The sequence below is a fragment of the Streptomyces sp. AC555_RSS877 genome (genome assembly GCF_019049245.1).
Classification (GTDB): domain Bacteria; phylum Actinomycetota; class Actinomycetes; order Streptomycetales; family Streptomycetaceae; genus Streptomyces.
In genome coordinates this window covers 86,403-107,157 of the sequence record NZ_JAGMUK010000074.1, presented here as the reverse complement: position 1 = coordinate 107,157, position 20,755 = coordinate 86,403, and the positions used below count along the sequence as shown (strand labels likewise).

The window sequence follows — 20,755 nt, the reverse complement described above, 5'->3', positions numbered from 1 at the left end:
GCGTTGAATCGTCACGGGCACACGCGGGTGAGGGTCAGTTATGGAAGCGGCCGCCATGGTGGTGACGGCCGTGGTCGCTACGGTCACCATCATGGCGGCGGTGGTCGCTACGGTCACCATCATGGCGGCGGTGGTCGCTACGGTCACCGCGGTGGTAGCGGTCGCTGCCCCAGGACTGGTCGTCGATGAAGCGGCCGCGGTCGTTGCGCAGGGTGGCGGTGCCGGAGTGGTTGTCCCACACGTAGTTGCGGCGGTCCTGGAAGAGGTCCGTACGGGTGTCGCGGCCTTCACCGGTGTGGATGCGGACACTGGAGCGGCCGTCCAGGCGGTAGTGGTCGAAGGTGTAGGTGCGTCCGTGCTCGTCCGTGAGTGTCCACCCGTCCAGGTTCACGCTGTGGCGGGTGGTGTTGGTGAGCTCCACCCACTCCTTGTTCAGGGAACGGTTGGAGCGGTCGTCGCGGCCCGGAGGGTCGTACTGCACGCTGCTGATCTCCACCCGGGTGCGCTCGGGACGCGGGTGGTCGGCAGCGGACGCCGGCAGCGCCACCGCCCCGATCACGGCAGCGGCCGCAAGCGCGGCGGCAGCCAGACGACGGGCAGAAACAGTCGAAACAGACACAAGGGCCCCTTGCTGGTGCGGGCACAACCTCATTCGGCAGCCTCAGGCAGGAGCCGCGCACGAGGACAGTGCGAGTACGGGTGGCGGCCGGTCGGCCGCACACCCACACCCTGGTCTCTGGCGCAGGATGGGCAGACGATTTGCGCGTCGTGTTACATATTGCCCATATTGCTGTGACTCTCGATTGCCATATCCATCTACCTGATGAACACGGCAGACTGACGGCCCGTCGGCGCGGGAAGACGTGCGGGTTACGGCAAGCGGACTCCCGCCCGCCACACCCGTCACCCGCCAGAACACCGCTCCATCACCCAAAAGTGAGTAACAGCCACATATCTCGCAGAACGCTCGAAACGACCGCCTGGTACGCGTGTTGCAGAAGACTCGGCAGGGTCGCGTAGGAGGCAAGCGCGGGTGCACGTGGCCGTGGCCGTGGCCGTGGCCGTGGCCGTGGCGGCAGGGTCAGGGCGGTGGTGCCGGGCATGCGGGGCGGCCCAGGCGTCGGGTCCCGGTCGGCCCGTTCCCACGGCGGTGAGCAGGGCAAGGGCGGCGTCCAGTGGATCACGCGTGCCCGCCCGCACTGCCGCGACAACGAACCGCCTCCCCGAGTGAGCGAACCGCTGATCGCATGGGCCGCCACCACCCTCATGACCCGACGCCTGACCGGTCGCTCGAGCCGCCCTGCCCCACAAGGCGCGCCGTGGACTCCGAACGCACAAGCGGCCTGCGCCCGCCTCGGTACGGCCGGTCTGGTCTGTCTCCGTACCAGCAACTGGTCCAGCAGGTGCGCCACGCGCTGCGGTTGGGCCTGCTGAAGGAGGGGGACCGGCTCCCCACGGTCAAGGAGGTGGCCAGGCAGGTGGCCGTCAATCCGAACACCGTGCTCAAGGCGTACCGGGAGTTGGAGCACGAGGGACTGGTGGCCGCCCGGCCGGGGTCGGGACGTTCGTGACCCGGACGCTGGCCGACGCCTCGCTCGCCGCGCACGGCCCGCTCCAGAAGGACCTGCGGCGCTGGCTGGCCAAGGCCCGCCTGGCCGGGCTCGACGAGGAGTCCATCGAGGCCCTGTTCATGAACACCTGCCGGACCACCGCTGGAGAGGACGTAGCGTGAGTGCCGTCTTACGGGCCCAGGCCCTGGGCAAGAGATACAAGCAGCGCTGGGCGCTGCAGAACTGCGACCTGGCCGTGCCCGCCGGGCGGGTCGTCGGGCTGGTCGGGCCCAACGGGGCGGGTAAATCCACGCTGTTGAACCTGGCCTCCGGCATGCTGACGCCGACCGCGGGCACCATCGAAGTGTGCGGCGGCCCTCCCGCCACCGGCCCGGACCAGTTGGCCAAGGTCGGCTTCGTCGCCCAGGACACCCCGACCTATGCCGCCTTGAGCATCGCCGACCACCTGCGGCTGGGTGCCCGCCTCAACCCCGGCTGGGACGACATCCTGGCCCGTGACCGGATCCGTCGGCTCGACCTGGACCTCAACCAGAAGGCCGGGAGGCTGTCCGGCGGCCAGCGCGCGCAGCTCGCCCCCACCCTGGGCATCGCCAAACGCCCCGAACTGCTCATCCTCGACGAGCCGGTCGCCGCCCTCGACCCCCTCGCCCGACGGGAGTTCATGCAGGACCTGATGGAGGCCGTCGCCGAACACGAGCTGAGCGTCATGCTCTCCTCCCACCTGGTCTCCGACGTGGAGCGGGCCTGCGACTACGTCATCGTCCTGGTCGACTCCCGGGTACAGGTGGCCGGCGACATCGACGACCTGGTCGCCTGCCACCACCGGCTCACCGGCCCGCGGCGGGACCCAGCCACGCTCCCGGCCGGACAGCACGTCATCACCGCCAGCCACACCGAACGGCAGACCACCCTCCTGGTGCGAACCGACACCGCGGTCCACGATCCGTCCTGGACCGTCAGCCCGCTCGGTCTGGAAGACATCGTCCTGGCCTACATGACCCGGCCCGCCGATGCGGTACGTGACACCCGGCCCGCACTGGAGGTACTCCGATGATCTGGCTGACCTGGCGTCAGTTCCGTACCCAGGCCGCCCTGATGTCTGCCGCGGTAGCTGCCCTTGCCGTCACCCTCGCAGTCACCGGCCCGCAACTGGCCGACCTCTACCGAGCTGCCGGCAGCAGCCTGGTGGACCGGCTCTCCAGTTCGGACCAGACCCTCTACTACACCGGACTGCTGGTCGTGCTCGCCGTGCCGGCGGTCATCGGAATGTTCTGGGGCGCGCCGCTGATCTCCCGTGAACTGGAGACAGGCACCCACTACCTCGCGTGGAACCAGGGCGTCACCCGCACCCGCTGGCTGGCGACCAAGCTGGGCCTTGGTGCGACGGCCGCCATGACCGCTGCCGGACTGGCCGCGTTGGCCGTGAGCTGGTGGAGCAGCCCCATCGACCGGGCTGTCAACGGAGGTGGCGCGACGGACACGTACTTCCCGCGGCTCGACCCCGTGGCCTTCGCCGCACGGGGTGTCGTCCCCATGGCCCATGCCGCCTTCGCCTTCGTCCTGGGCGTCGCCCTCGGCCTGGTCATCCGCCGCACCCTGCCCGCGATGGCCACCACGCTCGTCGTCTACGTCACCGTCCAAATCTCCGTGCCGTTGTGGCTCCGGCCTTATCTGGCTGCCACGGACCGGATCACCGTGCCGATCGAGCCCGGCGGCGCCCCCATCAGCATCCAGGAGGGGGCCAAGGAGATCGTTGCGCATCCAGAAGTGCCCGGCGCCTGGGAAACCTCCCAACAGACGCTGGACGCCGCTGGTCAGCCGGTCCCCGTGCCGTCGTCCTTCGCCGACTGCCTGCGCACCGAGTCGGGCCCGCCCACCGCGCAGCAATTCGACGGCTGCCTCCCCGACCTCGGCGCCCAGGGTTACAAGCAGCAGGTGACGTACCAGCCCCCCGGCAACTTCTGGGCCCTGCAATGGGCCGAGACCGGGCTCTACCTCGGCCTCGCCCTGGCCCTGACCGGGTTCTGCATCTGGTGGATCCGCCGCCGACTGACCTGACCAGACAGCAGGTCCGGAGCGTGACGCCGGACCGCAGAATCAAGTGCGAGGGGCAGCCGGGACCATCCGGCTGCCCCTCGCGGTGTTTCACAGCGTCGCGTGTCATCAAAGTTCGACCAGGGCGAGGCCGTGCTCCCGCAGGTCGTCTTGCTGGCGGCAACGCGCTTCCCGGTGGTCCGGCCGTTGGCGCGAGTTCGCCCGAGGCGGCGGCCTCGGCGGGATCGCCGGGGTGCAGTACCAGTAGCTCTGCTGGGCGCGGTTGGTCCGGCCGACCAGGGCCGGGATTCACCGCGCACGTTCCGCGGCTCGCGACGGACGTGCTCGGTGACCTGCTGGCGGGGCAGCAGCAGCGTCCTGAGCTGGCGGGTGCGGCCAGGCGCAGTTGGGCGAACGCCAGGAGGACTTCACCCCGAAGCTCCGCGCTGGCCTTCGTCGCGGCGTGTGTGCGGGCCCGGGACGCTTCTCCAGGCACATCAGTGCTGGGAGAAGCGGAGTTGCAACCGGCCGGGACGGGTCGATCGGGGTCTGATCAGCAACAACCACCAGACGGCGGCTCGGGGCTGGGAGCATGGCTGGCTGGCTGCGGGGCCCGCGTCGCAGCGCCGTCCGATCCGGTCGGCGAGGTCGAGCGGGAGGGGCGCAGCGGTCATCGCGTCCTCGGGATTGTCCGGCCGTACGGCCGGATCGGTGACAGGACCGGCCCGCGCAAGGAAGGAGTCCGGGCCGCAGGCAGCGTGAAGAGGCACCACAGGCACCACTTGTCCGCGACCTGACGGGCCACCGCTCCGGGCTGACCGTATTCACCTGGACAGTTGGCAGGTGGGAGATGGCCCGCACTTGGCGATCTATCGGAGCTTCCGGATGTCGCGGACCCTCCTACCCGGGATGGTGGAAGTCGAGTGCGTCACCGAGGGGAGTGAGTGATGTGTTCTGTCCTCGCATCGCGGAAACGCGCACGTGTTCACCGGGCTGCAAGACAAGCAGCATGAAAGGACCTGTCACCTGGCGTCTGCGCGAGGTCGGAGTCTGCCCCGAGTTCGCGGAGAGGAGTTCGATGTCGAGGACGTCCACCTGGCTGCTCACCAGGAGCTCCCACACATGGACAAGCTCACCTTCGTCGCCGCTCGGACCGCGCCCTGTGAGGATCAGGGATTCGGACTCGGCAGCAACTGCCATCGGTGCGCCCGCAAGCGCGTTCTCGACCGCCGAAGGATTGGCCACGTCCGTGCCGAGGATCCCCCCGCTGAGATGGTCCGGGCTGTCCCAGTCACCGCTCTCGCGTCGTACGGAGTAGTACAGTTCCTCGCCCAAGAGGCCGTCGTCCCTGCGATGCACCAGGAGGACGAATCCGACATCGCTGCTGGTCCAGACGTCGGCGACAGCAGGGTCGTCGGCGCTGCTGAGCACCTGGTCCCCCCTCGGCTCGGCTGAGGAGGGGCGCCCCCGTCGGAGGGCGGTTGTGGCGATATCGGCCATTGACGATCGCATGGTCTGCCTGATTCCTCGTGCCTGGGACTTCACCGTGTTGGACGGCCCAACCGAGCTTGCCCGGATTCTTCCAGCTTCCCTTGGCCTGCAGCTTGCGCATCCTTCCGCGCTTAGCAGCCCATGTACCGGTAGCCGTTCTTGGCGATACCTCCGCCTCGTCGACTGACGACGATGCACATGTCGTAGCCGCTCTTGACCCGGCGCTTGCCGCACTTCGGGCTTCTGTCATCGGTGTCCGTGGCGTCGCAGGGGTCCGCGTTGGCGTAGTCGTAGGCGTTGGCAGACCCGCCCGGCACGGGGTCGGGCCGCAGGAAGCGGCCCCTGGCCGGGTCGTAGAGGCGTACGTCCATCAGCATGAGGCCGGTGAGCGTCTCCATCGAGCGCTGCTTCTCGCCGCTCGTCGGTGTAGCCCCTGTCCGCTCCCGCGCACGGATTTGCCAGCAAGTAGTTATGAGCGCATACTTCTTATGGCCTCATAGTTATGAAGCCATAACATCCCCTTCCTGGGAGCTGTCATGACGACCACCACCTCCTCCCGGCAAACCGGAGCGAGCGCGCTCTCGCCCCATGCCACGGCCCGCGCAGGCGGCCTGCATCCGATGGGCGTGCTCATCCTGCTGGCCGGCGCGTTCCTGCCGATCATGGACTTCTTCATCACCAACGTGGCCCTGCCCAGCATCGACGCCTCGCTGCACGCCTCCGCGTCCTCCCTGGAGTTGGTGATCGCGGGATACGGCGTCGCGTACGCGACCCTGCTGGTCCTCGGCGGCCGGCTGGGCGACCGCTACGGCCGCCGCCGGATCTTCCTCGGGGCGCTCGTCGGCTTTGTGCTCGCCTCCCTGGCCTGCGGAGTCGCCCCGAACGTGGGCGCGCTCATCGGAGCCCGCATCGTCCAGGGCGCCACCGCCGCCCTGCTCATCCCCCAGGTGCTGGCGACCTTCCACCACGTCCTCGAAGGTGAGCGCAAGGCTCGCGCGGTGGCCCTGTACGGGGCGACCTCCGGCATCGCGGCCGTCGTCGGACAGCTGGTGGGCGGCCTGCTGGTCAGCGCCGACATCGCCGGCACCTCCTGGCGCCCGATCTTCCTGGTGAACGTGCCCATCGGCGCGGTGGTGCTCCTGCTGGCCGCCAGGATGGTGCCCGACACGCGCTCGCAGCACCCCGTCGGCATCGACCTGCCCGGCACCGTCCTGTTCGCCGCCACCCTGACCGCGCTGCTGGTGCCGCTCACCGAGGGGCACTCGCTGGGCTGGCCCTGGTGGACCTGGGTGCTGCTCGCCCTCGCGATCGTCCTGGGCGCCTGCACCTACGTCGTGGAGAAGCGCACCGAACGGCGCGGCGACGTACCGCTGCTGCCGCCGTCCCTGCTGCGCCTGCCCTCGATGTCACGCGGCCTGGCCATGGTGTTCGCCTTCAGCATCGGCTTCGGCGCCTTCATGTTCGTCTTCGCCCTCACCGTCCAGGACGGCCTGCACGCCGACGCGCTCCACAGCGGCCTGGCCATCCTGCCGATGGCCCTGTTCTTCTTCGCCGGTTCGCTCATCGCGCCCCGCCTGATCACCCGGTTCGGCCGCGGGGCGCTGTCCGTCGGCGCCGTCGTCCAACTCGTGGGCCTGGCCGCACTGGTGACGATCGTGCTCAAAGGCTGGCCGCACGTCAGCCTGTGGTCGATGGCCGTACCGCTCGCCCTGGTCGGTGCCGGACAGTCGATGCTGTTCGCCGGCCTGTTCCGCAGCGTGCTCGCCGACGTTCCCACCCACCTGGCCGGTATCGGCAGCGGCGTGCTGATCACCTTGCAGCAGAGCGGACTCGCCCTCGGCGTGGCCACCCTCGGCACGCTCTATCTGGCCCTCGCGCCGCACGACGTCTCCCACGCGTTCGCCGGAGTCGAGTACGTGCAGATGGGCATCGTCGCCCTGCTCGCGGTCGGCGCTCTCGCCCTGCCGCGCTTCAACCCGGCCGCGTCGGCCGCCACGCCGGTCGTCGACGCCTGAACCCGCCGCCCCGCGCATGTGGACGCGGAAGCACTCATGGCCACCACCGCGCATGAGCGAGACCGCGGCCGCCCCGAGGACCGCGCGAAAGGGAGCACTGATGAGTCTCCTGGACCTATCCCGATGGCAGTTCGCCATCACCGTCATGTTCCACATGACCTTCCCGGCGATCACCGTCGGACTCTCGATCTTCCTGGCGGTCGTCTACGGCATGTACTGGCGTACCGGCAGGACGGTCTACCTGCAGATGTTCCGTTTCTGGCGGCGCATCTTCGCCGTCGGCTTCGCCATCGGCGTGGTTGCCGGAGCGGTCATCACCTTCCAGATGGGGCTCAACTGGGGTGTCTACGGCGCCAGGACGGGCCCGATCATCGGACCGATCATCGGCATGGAGGTCGTGACGGCCTTCTTCGTCGAGGCCGGCTTCATCGGGGTCCTGCTCTACGGGGACGGCCGCGTCCGCAAGGGCACGATGTTCGTCTCCACCGTGATGGTGGCGGTGGGGACCGTCCTGTCGTCCACGTGGATCATCGCGGCGAACTCCTGGATGCAGACACCCGCCGGATTCAAGGTCGTCCACGGGCAGTTCGAGCCCACGGACTGGATGCACGTCATCTTCAACCCGTCGTTCATCTGGCGCTGGCCTCACATGCTGGCCGCCGTCCTGATCTCGGCGAGCTTCTTCGTCGCCGGGATCTCCGCCTGGTACCTGGTCAAGGGGCGCGCCAAGGGCTTCGCCCGCCGCTCGATGTCGATCGCGCTCGGGATCGCCGCGCTGCTGATGCCGGTCCAGCTCTACCTCGGCGACAACGTGGCCGGACACGAACTGCCGTACCAGCTCTCGAAGCTGGAGGCGATCGAAGGCAACTGGGACAACGGTGACACCGGCTTCGTCCTGTTCGCCGTCCCGGACCAGCAAGCCGCGCGGAACATCGCCGAACTCGACATCCCCTGCCTCGGCAGCTACATCGCCAAGGACCTCACCTGCAAGACGGCCATGCCCGGCCTGAAGCTCACCCCGGCGGCCGACCGGCCGGGCATGGCCGCGACCTTCTGGGGCTTCCGCGTCATGTTCCTTGCGGCCGTGCTGATGTTCGGCACCGTGTTCGCCGCCACCGTCCTGCGCCTGCGCGACCGCCTGTGGACCGCGCGCCGCTTCCACAGGTTCGTCCTGTGGACGACACCGGTGGGCATCCTGGCCATCCTCGGGGGCTGGGTCACCGCCGAGGCGGGACGGCAACCGTGGATCGTGTTCGGGCAGCTGCGCACTTCGGCCGCGGCGTCCCGGCTGGCCCCCGGCGAAGTCCTGTTCTCCGTGATCGGCTTCTCCGCGCTCTACCTGGTCATGCTGGTGGCCTACGTCGTCTACATCGTCCGCACCATGCGCACCGGCCCGGAACGCGACGACCCCCGACACGCACCTCCACCCGAGGACCTGCCGGACAGCGGCCTCGCCGAGAACCGCGTACCTCTGGAGCCTGCCGTGCCCCTCGCCTCCCGGGAGGTGACGGCGTGATGACCACCACCCTCTGGTCGGTGACCGTACTCGTCTGTCTCCTCATGTACGTCGTCCTCGACGGCTACGACCTCGGCATCGGAGTGGCCACCCTCTTCGAACGCGATCCCGCGCACCGGCGGCACCTGCTGGAGTCGGTCGCGGTGGGCTGGGACGGCAACGAGACCTGGCTCATCCTGCTCGGCGTCGCGCTCTGGGCGGGCTTCCCGCCCGCCTTCGGCACGATCCTGCCGCACGCCTACCTGCCGATGACCGTCGTGCTGTTCTCCCTCATCGTGCGCGGCGTGAGTGTCGAGATGGCGTCCCAGGCGCCGCCGGCTCCCCGCTGGACGACCGCGTTCGGCGTGGCGTCGCTGCTGGCCGCCTTCGCCCAGGGCTTCGTCCTGGGAACGCTGACCTCGGCCGTGCGCATGCGGGGTGACGTGTACACCGGGTCCGCCTTCGGAGCCTTCAGCTGGTTCTGCGTGCTGTGCGGGCTCACGGTCACCGTCGCGTACACCGCGCTCGGATACGCGTACACCAAGCACAAGTCGTCCGGGCGGCTGCGAGAGTCGGCGGGACGCCGGGGCGCTGTCGCCACGGCGGTCGCCGGAGTGCTGCTGATCCTCGTCCTCGTCACCGTCGACACCACCGCGGCACCGCTGAACCTCCACAGCCCGGGACGCGCCACGGCGTTCGTCGTCCTGCTGCTGTTCGCCTCCGGCGGTGCGGCCACCGCCCTCGTCACCTTCCGCTGGAAGCGTCGGTCCGGAGCGGCGGACACACTGCCGCTCGGCGGACTCGTGGTCGCGACGGTGTCCGTGTTCCTCGCGCTCGGCGTGGCCCGCTACCCGGTGCTCCTGCCGCCGGGTCTCACCGTCGACGCCGCGGCCGGCCCGCACTCCACGATGGTCTTCATCCTCGTCGGCATCGGCCTGAACATGCCGCTGGTGCTGGCCTACAACGTGTTCGCGCACCGCGCCTTCGCCGGCAAGTTCCCCACCGAAGTCCCGGGCCGGGAACCCCCGGCAGCAGCCCCGGGCCCCCTTGTCACAGGAGCACGCTCATGACCACCCGAAACTCCGGCCGCGCGGCGTCGCTGCCGCTGCCGATGCGTGTCGTGCTGCGGCTTGTCGCCGCGGTCTCCTGGACCGCGCTGGGCCTGCTCGCCTACTGCGTCAGCCAGGGGATGTTCGGCGGCTACCGGCAGATCCACTCGCAGCTGCTGACCACCCTGGGCATGATCGCCATCGCCGCGACCGGGGGCATCGCGTGGATCGTCGACGAACGGCGCCCTCATGACGACGAATGAGAGGGACGAGATGAACGACAGGGGTGAGCCGGGCGCCGCGGGACAGCGGCAGGACGACGACACGTGGCTCACCGCATGCGCCGCGCCGGGGCGTCGCTGGTTCGTCCTGTCGGGCACCTTCCGGACACTGGAGACGCTGTTCACGATCACCCGCTGGGGCGCCCTGGCATGGACGGCCCAGGCGGTGATGGACCGGCCCACCGCACACGAGACACGGGGCCTGGTGGCCTTCGCCGTCACGAGCGCGCTGGTGGTGGGCGCCGGCTGGACGGCCGGCACGCTCGCCGAACGGGGCGCGCGTGCCGTGGCGACCGGCCTGCGACAGCGGCTGACGGGCGCTCTGCTCCCGGCCACCGGCCGGATCAGCGAGACCGGTCCGGCCGAGGCCGCGTGGGCGATGGTCGACCTGGCCGACGACGTCGCCGACTACCATGCGCAGGCCGCTCCACTGAGCCGCTCGGCACCGCTGTCCATGGCCGCCGTGCTGGTGGCCACGGCCGCGGCGCACTGGCCTGCCGCGATCGTGCTCCTCCTGACCACCGCCCTGCTGCCCCTCAACATGCGCCTGGCGGGACTCTTCGCCCAGCAGGGCGCGGATCGGCAGTCGGCCGCGACCCGCAACCTGAACGCCGTCGTCCTCGACAGCTTCCGCGGCATGCGGACACTGCGCGAGCTCGGCGCCGCCGGCCGGCGCGGCCGCACGCTGACCACGGCCGCCGAACGGCTGACCAAGACGACGATGAGCGTCCTGCGGCGCGCCTTCCTGTCCGGGATGATCATGGATGTGGTGATCACGTTCTCCATCGCGGTGAACGCCACCTACATCGGCCTGTCACTGCTCGGCTACGTCCATGTGCCGCACGCGCCACGGCTCGACCTGTTCACCGGGCTGCTGGTGCTCCTCGCGTGTCCGATGTACTTCGCGCCCATGCGTGCCCGGGCCGCCGCCTTCCATCAGCGAGAACGCGCCGGCGTCGCGGCCGGCGTCCTCCGCGACATCGTCGAGGACACCCCGGCCCCGGTGCCCCCGGCGGCGCGTCCGCAGCTGACCGAGCCGGTCGGTGTGTCGCTGGACGCGGTCCGGTTCCGCCACCGAGGCGCCGACCACGACACCGTCGACGCCGACGCCGAGTTCCCGCCGGGCAGCTGGACCGCGATCACCGGGGCCTCCGGTTCCGGGAAGAGCACACTGCTGTCGTTGATCGCCGGTCTGCGCCGGCCGTCGGCAGGAGCGGTCCAGTGGCGGACCTCGTCAGCAGGGCAGGCGCCGGTCCTCGGCGGATCCGCCTGGGTCGGACAGCAGACCGTGCTGCTCGACGCGACCGTCCGCGACAACATCCGCCTCGGCCGCCCGGACGCGACCGAGCGGCAGATCCGGCGGGCCGTCGACGCCGCCGGCCTGAGCACCGTGATCGACGGACTCCCTGCCGGACTGAACACCCGCCTGGGAGAGGGCGGTTGGGGAGTGTCGACCGGCGAGGCCCGCCGGATCGCCATCGCCCGCGCCTTCCTGAGCGGAGCCCGGCTCTGGCTGCTCGACGAGCCGACCGCCCATCTCGACGCGGACAGCGAACGCGCGGTCGTCGAGGCCCTCCGGCGCGCCACCGACGGCTGCACGGTCGTCATCGCCACCCACTCCTTCACCCTGGCCTCCGCGTCCGACACCGTGCTCGCGATCGACGGCGGTCGTCTGCGCGGCCTGAGGGCGGTGACCGCGCGATGAGCGGCGGTCCGGGCCGCCGCGCCCCCGGCCGACGGGCGGATTTTCTCGCGGCGGGCGGGCTGGTGCTCGCGGTCGTCGCCGAACTGTCCTCCGCCGGACTGCTCGGTCTGTCGGCCTGGTTCATCAGCGCCTGCGCCGTCGCCGGGGCGGCCACCTTCGGTTCCTTCTCCTACGTGGCCCCCAGCGGCGGAGTGCGTGCCTTCGCCCTGGCCCGCGTCGCCGGCAACTACGGCAAGCGTCTGGTGTTGCACGCGGCCGCCCTGCGCAGGGTCGCCAGCGCCCGGGCCGGCCTCTTCGACCGTGCAGCGGCGGCCGAACGGGCACAGACGGACGGACTGTGGTCGGGTGAACTGCTCGACCGCAGCATGGCCGATGCCGACAGCGCCGGGATGGCGCTGATCGAGTGCACCACCCCCGTCGTGGTCACCGCGGCGCTGACCGTCGGCGCGGTGCTCGCCGTGGCCGTGTCCACGTCCTTCGGTTCGGCAGCCGTACTCGCGGCCGGCGTCGTCGTCATGGCTTTGATCTCCCACCGTGCGCCCGGCACCGCCCGCGAGACCGAGCAGCACACCCGCAAGGCCCTGCGCGCCGAACTCGTCACCGCCGTCGACGCATGGACGGAGATGGCATCGCTCGGCGCCGCCGAGCAGCTCGCGGCGCGTACGACGAGCAGGTTCACCCGGCTCGACAGCGCGCGGGCGGCAATCGGCCGGCGCAGGCACCGGACCACGCTGACCACCGGCCTGGTAGGTGTGGCCACGCTGACCGCCACGGTCGCCACCGGGAGCGCGCCGGACGCCCCCGCCTTCGTGTTCGTCGCGCTGCTGTCCCTCGGCGTGCTCGCCCAGGCGGAGCAACTGGCGAACGCCGCCGGGGCCCGGGCCACCGCGAAGGCCGCACGGTTCAGGCTGACGACGAGCATGCCGCCCACCGCACGTGACACCGCCCTCACGGACATACGGTCCTGGTCCACCGAGCAGGGCGTGGCCTTCACCGGCCACCGCCTCCCGCCGACGGCCCTCCGGCCGGGGCGCGTCGTCGGTGCCACCGTCGCCCGGGGCGCGATGCTCGTCGTCACCGGCCGCTCGGGCAGCGGCAAGAGCACCCTGCTCCAAGCCCTCGCCTCGTCACTGCGGACATCGACCGACGGTCGCGACGGCCGGCCCGCCGTGGTGGCCGTGGCCGCCGACGACTACCTCTTCACCGGCACCCTCGGTTCCAACTGGCGCCTGGCGGGCCCCGCCCTGACCGAGGACGACGTCGATCAACGCCTGGCCGAACTGCGCCTGCACGAGAGCGGGTTGACCGCCCGGACCGCCGTCGGCCCGGTGGGCAGACAGCTCTCCGGCGGTGAGCTCCGCCGGGTCTACCTCGGCCGGGCCCTGGCCCGGCACCCGCACGTACTGATCGTCGACGAACCGACCACCGGCCTGGACGACCGCACCGCCCGGCACGTACTCGGCATCCTCCGGAACCTGCCGGACACCACCGTCGTCATCGCCCTGCACGAGCTGCCGACGTGGCTCAGGCCGGCCCCGCACCTGACACGGCTGCCGCTCGACCACATCGAACCGTAGCTCCTCCGCCCGAAGACGGCCGCCGGCGAGGACCTGCGGCTGAGAGCTGCCCTGACCGACGGCCGCCGCAGACAGACCGTCGCCCCATCTTCAGGAGGCACCATGACCCAGACCTCACCCCGCCCCGCGGGCGCACCGGGCACGGCGTCCGATCCCGCCCGGTTCACCGCGGCCCTGGCTCATATGGACCGTCTCTACTCGGCCGCCCTGGGCATGACCGGCCATCCGGCCGACGCCGAGGACCTCGTCCAGGAGACCTACGCCAGGGCCTACACCTCGTTCCACCAGTTCCAGGAAGACACGAACCTCAAGGCATGGCTGTACCGCATCCTCACGACCACCTTCCTCAACTCCCGCCGCACACAGCGAAGGCGGCCACAGTACGGCGGCACGGTGGATCTGGCGGACTGGCAGCTGGCCCGCGCCGCGTCGCACACGTCGACAGGGCTGCGCTCGGCCGAAGCGGAGGCGTTCGACCACCTGCCCGACGCGGACGTCAAAGCGGCCCTGCGGGCCATCTCCGAGGACTTCCGGGTCGTCGTGTACCTCTTCGACGTGGAGGGCTTCACCGTCCGGGAGATCGCCGACATCATGCGGACCCCCGTCGGCACCGTGCTGTCCCGACTGCACCGCGGGCGCGTCCGGTTGCGCTCACTGCTGGAGGGTTACGCCCGCGAGCACGGGCTCGTCGCGGCGGGATGGGACGGGACAGTGAGCAGAAGCGATGAGGCCGCGCATGACAAGCCGTAAAGCGCTCCCTCTCCCAGCCACGAGCCATCCGACCACGGCCACCTCCGCCGGAAGGCCCTGTCCTGTCCCCGTCCCCGCCTTTGAGGGCCGGGCGGTGCGAGGTGTCCGCTCGCGTCCGCTCGGCAGGAGCCGGAGCCGGACACATGGGTTCGGTATGAACCCGGTATGACGACGGCGCGTCAGGTGCGCGGGGGACCTGCCCGGGAGTACATGGCAGTAGGTCTCGGCGAGGAAGGGAGGTCGCGATGGGCAGTCTGCCCGAGCTGACCACGGGACGGTTGCTGTCATCGTGGCACCTGGATGTGCCGGCGCTGCTGCTGGTCGCCCTGCTCGGCGCGCTGTACGGCTGGGGGGTGCTGCGGGTGAGGCGGCGGGGCGAACACTGGCCCGTGCCCCGCGTCGTGGCCTTCGCGCTGCTCGGGCTCGGCACGCTCGTCGTGGCCACGATGTCCGCGCTGGCCGTGTACGACGGGGTGCTGTTCTGGCCGGCCGCCGTCCAGAACGTCCTCCTCGACCTGATCGCTCCGCTCGGGCTGGCCCTGGGCGATCCGCTGCGCCTGGCTCTGAGCGCCCTGCCCGGGCCGGCCGTCGGCCCAGTGCGGCGGGCGATGGCCGGGCGAACGGTGCGGCTGCTCACCTTCCCGCTGGTCAGCACGGCCCTGGTCCTCGGGACCGAGCTGACGGTGTACTTCACCCCCTACTTCGCGACCGCCCTGCGTGACAGCTGGCTGCACGAGCTGATGTACCTGCACCTGCTGCTCGCCGGATGCCTGTTCGTGGTGCCGGTACTCACCCGCGAGGAGGCACTGCCGACGTGGTGCACCCATCCGGTCCGGGCGGCGCTGGTGTTCCTCGACGGCGTCCTCGACGCAGTGCCGGGCATCGTGGTCATGACCCACGGCACGCTGATCGCCGGGGCCTGGTACCTGCGCCATGCGCCTTCCTGGGCTCCGGACACGCGGTACGACCAGCAGCTCGGCGGCGGCGCCATGATCAGCATCGCGGAACTGGTGGCGTTGCCCTTCCTGCTGGCCGTCCTCGTGCAGTGGGCGCACACCGAACGCGCCCAGACGAGGGCCCTGGACCGCCGCCTGGACGCGGAACTGGCCCCCGCGGTGTCGGCGACGGGGGCCGCGCAGGGGCAGGGTGCGGTGACCGGCGGCGACGGACGCGGTGCGGAACTCGTCCGCCCGTGGTGGGAGACGGAGAACGGTGAAGTGGCCGAGCGCATCCGACAGCGGCGGCCGGGCTGAGCGGCGTCGAGGGCCGCCCGGGAACCGGCGCTGACCCTTACGAACGGAGCGTATGCCGCACACAAGGATGCGTCCGGGGCCACACCGCCCGGCGTGCCTCGGTGCGGTCGCCGTAGCCGCGGGCCGGCGACTGCTGAGGATGAGGCCCGCCCGCTTCTGGCTGACGGGATCTAATTTTCCGAGCGTTCGCCGTGCCGCATCCAACTTGCTGGCCCGCAGGCCAATGTGGGTTCGGCATGCCGTCATCGCTCATGTGCGCCCGCTGCCAGATCCCGTTCCAGCTGAACGGGATCTCCGTCACGAACCGGTGCCGCTGCCCGCACGGACATGGCGCCAGCACCCACCGGCACCCACGGCACAGCTCGATCCACCCGTGCCCGGTCGAGCTCAGCACCCGCGGTCCTTCATCCCCGCAAGCCGGGCAGCCAGGCGGCTCGGCACCGTCCAGAATCGCGTTCTGCCGCCGGACATACTCGAACAGTCGCATCGACGGGTGGCGAAACGGGTCTTGGTGCCAGACGCGGTCCGGTCCGTCCCACCTGCTCCGCAGCCACCACGGCCGCGGGTTCGGTACGGCCCGCCGCCCGGCCCGCTTCTCCGCCCGGCGTTGCGCGGCGTACTCCTCCGCCCGCGCGAGCCACAGCACGCGCGCCTCGTGCAGTTCCTCCACCGCTCGCACCAGCGCGTCCGGATCCGCCTCCAGGCGCCGGGGGATCGCGGCACTGAGCGTGAGGTGGTGGTACGTCGCCCGCAGACCGTAGGGCGCAAAAAGGGTGAGGCAGGTGCGCAGCGCGCCGTGCCGCTGGTGGAGGGGGAGCCGGGCGTCGTGGACACGAGCCCGGTGGGTCAGGAAGCTGGGCACTGTGTGAGCTCCAGGTCCAAGGCTCGGGCCAGGGCGGCGGTGACGGCAGCGGCGTGTGCCGGAATCACCATCACACGAGGATGATGCCGGATCCCTTTCCCCAGCGCCACAGGCTTTAGCAGCGGCATTGGGCTCAGAGCGGCCCCGCTACCTGGGCAATTGCGCGGTGCGCTCCGGGTAGGCAGTGCCGACGTAGCGCATCGGGTTCCCTCGGTGATGCCGAAGAGCCTCATGAGCTTGAGTCTCGAACAGGCGCCCCGTGACAGCCGATCCCGCACCTATGAGCTCGATGCCGACGCCGCGTGACAGGACGGGACGGGACGGGACGGGACGGGAGCAGGATCAACCGACAGGGACTCTCTCCCTGAGGAATCCGATCAGCAGATCGGTGACAGCCGTTGGCCGCTCCAGGCTGGGTAGATGACCTGCCCAAGACAGTTCGACATGCTCGGCATTCGGGAGCAAATCCGGCAGCCGGGCTGCGATCTGTCGGAAGTCCACCAAGTCATGCGCCCCCGACACGGCGAGGCAGGGAGCCTGAATGGCTGCCAGATCAATCTCGGCTTCTATCGGCTCGAACTCCTCAGCAGCGGACATCTGCAGCTCGAAGGCGTGCCGTTGCATCCGGCGAACCGCCTCGCGGGCGGTCTCGTCGGCGTCCGGGCCCAGCCAGGTGTCGACCATCAGCTCCGTCGCGGCAGCGATGTCGCCCGCCTCAAGCAGCGCTTCCTCGCGCTCGCCGAGTGCGTTCAGTTCGGCAGAAGGTTCATGCCCGGGAAGGGCTGAGCAGAGCAAGGCAAGGGCGTTCACCCGGTCTGGCCACTGCGCGGCGATCTGCAAAGCGACGTGCCCGCCGTACGAGGAGCCCACCAGTGTCGCCTGCGCGATGCCCAGACTGTTCAGGAGGGCCAACACGTCCTCGGCGTCGCTGTGAGGCCGGTCTGGCGCTGGAGTCTCACCGAAGCCTCGGAAATCACAGCGCATCAGCCGGTAACCGGCGTCGATCAAGGCCGGCCACTGGGCATCCCACATCCGCCGGTCACACACCCCGGAATGCAACAGCACCAGCACAGGACCGTCTCCGGCCACATCATGAGAGAGCGTCATCCGGCAGACGCTACTCAGCGGCTGCTCAAAACGCCTCTCGATTGGCACCGTCACTACCCCTCTCATCAGCCCGGCGAACCATGCCGATCACAGCACTAGGAACCCCAACGCCGGACCAGGTGCTGGCAAGCCGGCGCCCGATCGAACAACGGCGCCTCCGGCGGAGAACCACCGCCACCAGCCAAGCGCAGGTCACCGCGATTGCGTCGCCGATGATGTGTGCAGAGGCGTGTGAACGGTCACCACCCCGTCCAAGCCCTCAACTCGCCATGGCCCACGCGCTGGTCATCGCCGTGAGCAGGACGGTCGCGGACCTGGCGCACTCACATGGTGAGGCGGGAGTGCACACTGACGGCATAGCCGCAGCCTTCGTAGTAGGGATCGCCGCTCCAGGTGGCGTAGCGCTGCCGCAGGGTCAGTCCGGCCTGGGCGCACCAGTGGTCGAACTCCGTGAGGGTCACCGTCGGTTCCGGCAACGGCAGGTGTGCCGCGTCCAGGCCCATGCCCGTGACCAGCAGTCCGGCAGGGCGCAGTACGGCGGCCAGCTGCCGGACGACGGCTGCTTCGGTGCCGTCGGCCAGCAGGGGGATGACGTTCCCGGCGGCGAGTGCCAGGTCGAAGCCCGGATTCAGGCCGAGGGTATCCAGCCGGGCCAGGTCGCCGAGGAGCCACTCCTGATCGGGGGCGTCGCGGCGGGCGACGGCGAGCATCGAGGGGTCGACGTCCACGCCGGTGCAGTGGTGGCCCAGCTCGGCGAGCCGGATCGCGATCCGGCCGGTGCCGCAGCCGGCGTCGAGTATCCGGGCGGCGGGCTTCAGCAGCGCGGCGCAGAAGGTGGCCTCGCCGTGGATGTCGTGGCCCGACGCGGCGAGCCGCGCGAAGCGCTGGGAGTATTCCTCTCCAGCATGTCCGCCTGTCAGTTCCGACCAACGGTCGCGGGGCCCGGTCATGTTCAGTGTGCCTTCCGGTCAGCCTCGTAGGTGTAGACCTCGCGGCCTGCTACGAAGGTACACAGAGTGGGGCGCGGACGGCAGTCCGGCCGTGCCCTACTTCAGCACCCGTACCTGACCACCCGCTTACCTGACCGCCCGCTCCCCTGTTGCCGGGGCTGGAGGTCTGTTGGTCGTGCGTGGCGCCCTCAATGATTCTCCGCGCTTCGCGATTCGCCAGCAGCAGAGAGCAGGAAGTCTGCGAAGTGCTCGGTGAGCGGCTCGTCCGTGAGTGGCTCCAGGAACAGGAACTGACCCTGTGGGTTCACCTCGAGCCATACCGGCTGCCCGTCCGGCGTGAGCTTGAGATCGACGACGCCCATGCGTAGGCCCAGCCGCCGTAGGACAGAGGCCACCTGATGTCGGAGGTCCTCGGGCACGGGCCAGGGAGATATGGGTACTTGGAGGTCGGGTCGCCAGTCGAGTTCTTCCGTTTCGATGAGCGCGGCATACATTCGCTCGCCGAAGCAGTTGAGCCTGACGTGCCGACAGCCTTCGATGTACTCCTGGTAGGTGGCGGGACACACCTCGAACGACGGCTCCGGGATCGATTCGGGGTCGTCGACCCACCGCGTCCAGAGGGACGGTCCGCGGGCCCCGACAACCGGTTTGACGATGGTGCGCCCGACCTGCCGTGTGAAGGCTATGACGTCCGCTCGAGACTGGGAGATCAGGGTGCGTGGCACTCGGAAGCCGACCTCCCGCGCCACCGCGAGTTGGTACACCTTGTCGGCAGCTCGATCGGTCGCCTCTGGCGGCGAGATCCACTGGCCGTCGAAAGCGGCGGCGAGGATACCGCCGAGAGCACCGCGGCAGTCGTTGTTCACGAGGCTGCGCTCGTGGTTGCTGGCCGCATGCGCGGCCATCTCCTGATCGGCCCTGGGGCGCCGCCACCACAGGACAGCAGCCTCCTCGGGCTCGACAGCGACGCCCTCGGAGGTCAGGAGGGTCGCGGTCTCATGGCCGTTAACACCTTCGTCGCTGTGCGAGTACCAGGACAGCGAGGGCTTGCCGGCGATGGTGTCGCTCTCCACAATGTGGAAGTCGTGCTTCCCCCGGCGGCGCACAGCGTGCTGCACAGCGAGGGCGTGGAGGTCGTCGCGGACCGAGACGGCCAGTATCACGCCAGTCCGCAGTCGTCGCTGTGGCTCGCCTCGCCATACGAGCACCCGGTTTCGGAGGCCACGCCCGCAAGGTTGTCGGCGACGATCTCAAGCCCTGTGGTCTGCCGAACCGCTTGTTCCCAGGCTCGCAGTTGCTCAGGGGTCTTCAGAAGCACATAGCTGTCGGGCTGTGAACGGAAGACGACCGGGGGCGGCATCTTGATGACGTCCTCCGCGTAGTCATCCAGAGGATCGCCGAGTTTGAAGTCAGGCATCGTGCCCACCTCGGATCGGTAGTCGACTTCGCCTACTTCTACGAAACCACCGATGGGCCGTCCGTGCTCGTTGGGCCCGTCGTGATCTCGGCTGATGTGCTCTCGGCGGCCGAGGTCTTGGAGGAACCGGACGAGGAGTCCGTCCTCGCCGGACGCACCTCGTTGACCTACTGACCCACACACGGTGGTGCGAGGGTGATGGCCGCCGCAAACTCCCGCCGCACCGGCGTGCGCTGGTCGGCCCCGCATTGCCCGGCCAAGCCCACAACCTGACGGCGGCCCGCACTCACCGGATCATCCGATCATCCAGATCTGCGAACGCCAAAGCGTCCCGGTGGCGCAGCGCCGGCATGCCGCTCCACCAGTGAGCGCCGCGCCGGGGCGAGCCCGGCCGACGCCTCAACAGGCTCCCCGCCGCGAGGTGGCCGCCTATGCCGCGCAGGCCCGGACGAACGCGTCGGCCAGTTCGGCGGGGCGGGTGAAGAGGGCCTCGTGGCTGCCGGGGGTCTCGATGACCAGGGGGTTCTTGAGCCGTGGCAGGAAGCGGTCGGCCCAGGCCCATTCGCCGGGAAGGGCGAGGTCTTCGGTGGCCAGGATGTAGGCGGTGGGGATGTCGAGTGCGGCGAACGCCGTCGTGTCCGGCTTCTCGGTGAAGGTGCCCAGCGGTTGCGGGACGAGCAGGGAGTGGATCAGGCGCTGCGTCTCCTCGCTGGCGTCCTGCATGAACGCCTGCTGGAAGACCTCGAAGGGAAACGTCACTGTGTCGTTGCCGGAGGCGGCTGCCACGGCGTGGAACATCTCGCCGTAGTGGGGCGGGCACGCGTCGATCAGGGACTCGCCGTCGTCCGGGACGAACGCGTTCCAGAAGACCAGGCGCCGTATCCGAGCTGCGAGCTTCGGCGCCGCGCCGGTGAGGACGTAGCCGCCCCAGCTGTGGCCGAGCAGGGTGATGTCGGTCAGCCCGGCGCGTTCGACGTAGTCCACGAGGCTGTTCACGCAGTCGGTGAGGGTGACGCCGCGCGGGTCGTCGTCGGCGCCCAACCCGGCCAGGGTGGGGGTGTGCACCACGTGACCGGCGGCTCTCAGCTCTGTCGCGACCGGGCGCCAGGCCCATCCGCCGTGACAGGCTCCGGTCACCAGGACGAAGGTCTCGCTCATGTCGGTCTCCTTTGATCGAGTGGTCGAGTGGTCGAGTGGT

Annotated in this window: 18 protein-coding genes and 2 pseudogenes; 12 read left to right on the top strand and 8 right to left on the bottom strand. The window is 70.1% G+C overall.

Annotated features, from left to right (window positions below; genetic code table 11):
• Positions 1 to 34 precede the first annotated feature (34 nt).
• Positions 35 to 652 (bottom strand): lamin tail domain-containing protein, encoded by a 618-nt coding sequence (locus KUM49_RS30585; protein WP_217240208.1) that lies wholly within the window; start codon positions 650 to 652, stop codon positions 35 to 37.
• A 691-nt stretch (positions 653 to 1,343) separates the two neighbouring features.
• Here KUM49_RS30585 and KUM49_RS30580 point away from each other — a divergent pair.
• From KUM49_RS30580 to KUM49_RS30570, 3 genes and pseudogenes are all read left to right on the top strand, one after another.
• Positions 1,344 to 1,732 (top strand): annotated as a pseudogene (locus KUM49_RS30580) (GntR family transcriptional regulator).
• On the top strand, positions 1,729 to 2,625 hold the full coding sequence (locus tag KUM49_RS30575; protein WP_217240207.1) for an ABC transporter ATP-binding protein: 897 nt from the start codon (positions 1,729 to 1,731) through the stop codon (positions 2,623 to 2,625). The pseudogene KUM49_RS30580 and the gene KUM49_RS30575 overlap by 4 nt, the downstream one beginning before the upstream one ends.
• Complete coding sequence (locus KUM49_RS30570) at positions 2,622 to 3,629, top strand: transporter (RefSeq protein WP_217240206.1); 1,008 nt, start codon at positions 2,622 to 2,624, stop codon at positions 3,627 to 3,629. Before KUM49_RS30575 ends, KUM49_RS30570 begins: the two co-directional genes overlap by 4 nt.
• An 876-nt stretch (positions 3,630 to 4,505) precedes the next feature.
• On the opposite strand, the gene KUM49_RS30565 is transcribed toward KUM49_RS30570, so the two are convergent.
• Positions 4,506 to 5,036 carry a hypothetical protein gene (locus KUM49_RS30565; protein ID WP_217240205.1) on the bottom strand — a complete coding sequence of 177 codons (531 nt, stop codon included), beginning with the start codon at positions 5,034 to 5,036 and terminating at the stop codon, positions 4,506 to 4,508.
• Positions 5,037 to 5,227: 191 nt separating this feature from the next.
• On the bottom strand, positions 5,228 to 5,494 hold the full coding sequence (locus KUM49_RS30560; protein WP_217240204.1) for an RHS repeat-associated core domain-containing protein: 267 nt from the start codon (positions 5,492 to 5,494) through the stop codon (positions 5,228 to 5,230).
• 138 nt (positions 5,495 to 5,632) lie between these two features.
• Here KUM49_RS30560 and KUM49_RS30555 point away from each other — a divergent pair, with 138 nt between their 5' ends.
• From KUM49_RS30555 to KUM49_RS30520, 8 genes are all read left to right on the top strand, one after another.
• Positions 5,633 to 7,111, top strand: coding sequence for an MFS transporter (locus KUM49_RS30555; RefSeq protein ID WP_217240203.1), 1,479 nt, complete (start codon positions 5,633 to 5,635; stop codon positions 7,109 to 7,111).
• 100 nt (positions 7,112 to 7,211) lie between these two features.
• Positions 7,212 to 8,627 carry a cytochrome ubiquinol oxidase subunit I gene (locus KUM49_RS30550; RefSeq protein WP_217240202.1) on the top strand — a complete coding sequence of 472 codons (1,416 nt, stop codon included), beginning with the start codon at positions 7,212 to 7,214 and terminating at the stop codon, positions 8,625 to 8,627.
• Positions 8,627 to 9,676 (top strand): cytochrome d ubiquinol oxidase subunit II, encoded by a 1,050-nt coding sequence (locus tag KUM49_RS30545; protein ID WP_217240201.1) that lies wholly within the window; start codon positions 8,627 to 8,629, stop codon positions 9,674 to 9,676. The genes KUM49_RS30550 and KUM49_RS30545 overlap by 1 nt, the downstream gene beginning before the upstream one ends.
• Complete coding sequence (locus tag KUM49_RS30540) at positions 9,673 to 9,918, top strand: hypothetical protein (protein ID WP_217240200.1); 246 nt, start codon at positions 9,673 to 9,675, stop codon at positions 9,916 to 9,918. Before KUM49_RS30545 ends, KUM49_RS30540 begins: the two co-directional genes overlap by 4 nt.
• Positions 9,919 to 9,928: 10 nt before the next feature.
• Positions 9,929 to 11,641: an ABC transporter ATP-binding protein/permease gene (locus KUM49_RS30535; protein WP_217240199.1), complete on the top strand. Its 1,713-nt coding sequence runs from the start codon at positions 9,929 to 9,931 to the stop codon at positions 11,639 to 11,641.
• Entirely contained in the window at positions 11,638 to 13,218 is a 1,581-nt protein-coding gene (locus KUM49_RS30530) for an ATP-binding cassette domain-containing protein (RefSeq protein ID WP_217240198.1), read from the top strand. The genes KUM49_RS30535 and KUM49_RS30530 overlap by 4 nt, the downstream gene beginning before the upstream one ends.
• Before the next feature lie 102 nt (positions 13,219 to 13,320).
• Positions 13,321 to 13,968, top strand: a complete 648-nt coding sequence (locus KUM49_RS30525) for a sigma-70 family RNA polymerase sigma factor (RefSeq protein ID WP_217240197.1) — start codon at positions 13,321 to 13,323, stop codon at positions 13,966 to 13,968.
• Positions 13,969 to 14,213: 245 nt separating this feature from the next.
• The gene (locus tag KUM49_RS30520) at positions 14,214 to 15,221 is read left to right on the top strand and encodes a cytochrome c oxidase assembly protein (protein ID WP_217240196.1); all 1,008 of its coding nucleotides are present in this window, start codon (positions 14,214 to 14,216) and stop codon (positions 15,219 to 15,221) included.
• 1,204 nt (positions 15,222 to 16,425) lie between these two features.
• On the opposite strand, the gene KUM49_RS30515 is transcribed toward KUM49_RS30520, so the two are convergent.
• The 4 genes from KUM49_RS30515 to KUM49_RS30500 form a co-directional block, all read right to left on the bottom strand.
• Positions 16,426 to 17,190: an alpha/beta fold hydrolase gene (locus tag KUM49_RS30515; protein ID WP_217240195.1), complete on the bottom strand. Its 765-nt coding sequence runs from the start codon at positions 17,188 to 17,190 to the stop codon at positions 16,426 to 16,428.
• 323 nt (positions 17,191 to 17,513) lie between these two features.
• Positions 17,514 to 18,140, bottom strand: coding sequence for a bifunctional 2-polyprenyl-6-hydroxyphenol methylase/3-demethylubiquinol 3-O-methyltransferase UbiG (locus KUM49_RS30510; protein ID WP_217240194.1), 627 nt, complete (start codon positions 18,138 to 18,140; stop codon positions 17,514 to 17,516).
• 188 nt (positions 18,141 to 18,328) lie between these two features.
• Positions 18,329 to 19,303, bottom strand: coding sequence for a RimK family alpha-L-glutamate ligase (locus KUM49_RS30505; RefSeq protein ID WP_217240193.1), 975 nt, complete (start codon positions 19,301 to 19,303; stop codon positions 18,329 to 18,331).
• A complete protein-coding gene (locus KUM49_RS30500; protein ID WP_217240192.1) occupies positions 19,300 to 19,557 on the bottom strand; it encodes a hypothetical protein in 258 nt (85 codons plus the stop codon). The genes KUM49_RS30505 and KUM49_RS30500 overlap by 4 nt, the downstream gene beginning before the upstream one ends.
• Before the next feature lie 239 nt (positions 19,558 to 19,796).
• On the opposite strand from KUM49_RS30500, the pseudogene KUM49_RS30495 reads away from it, so the two are divergent.
• Positions 19,797 to 19,892 (top strand): annotated as a pseudogene (locus KUM49_RS30495) (IS5/IS1182 family transposase); the annotation flags it as partial.
• Between the two features lie 94 nt (positions 19,893 to 19,986).
• Here KUM49_RS30495 and KUM49_RS30490 read toward each other — a convergent pair.
• The gene (locus tag KUM49_RS30490; RefSeq protein ID WP_217240191.1) at positions 19,987 to 20,715 is read right to left on the bottom strand and encodes an alpha/beta fold hydrolase; all 729 of its coding nucleotides are present in this window, start codon (positions 20,713 to 20,715) and stop codon (positions 19,987 to 19,989) included.
• Positions 20,716 to 20,755: the final 40 nt, after the last annotated feature.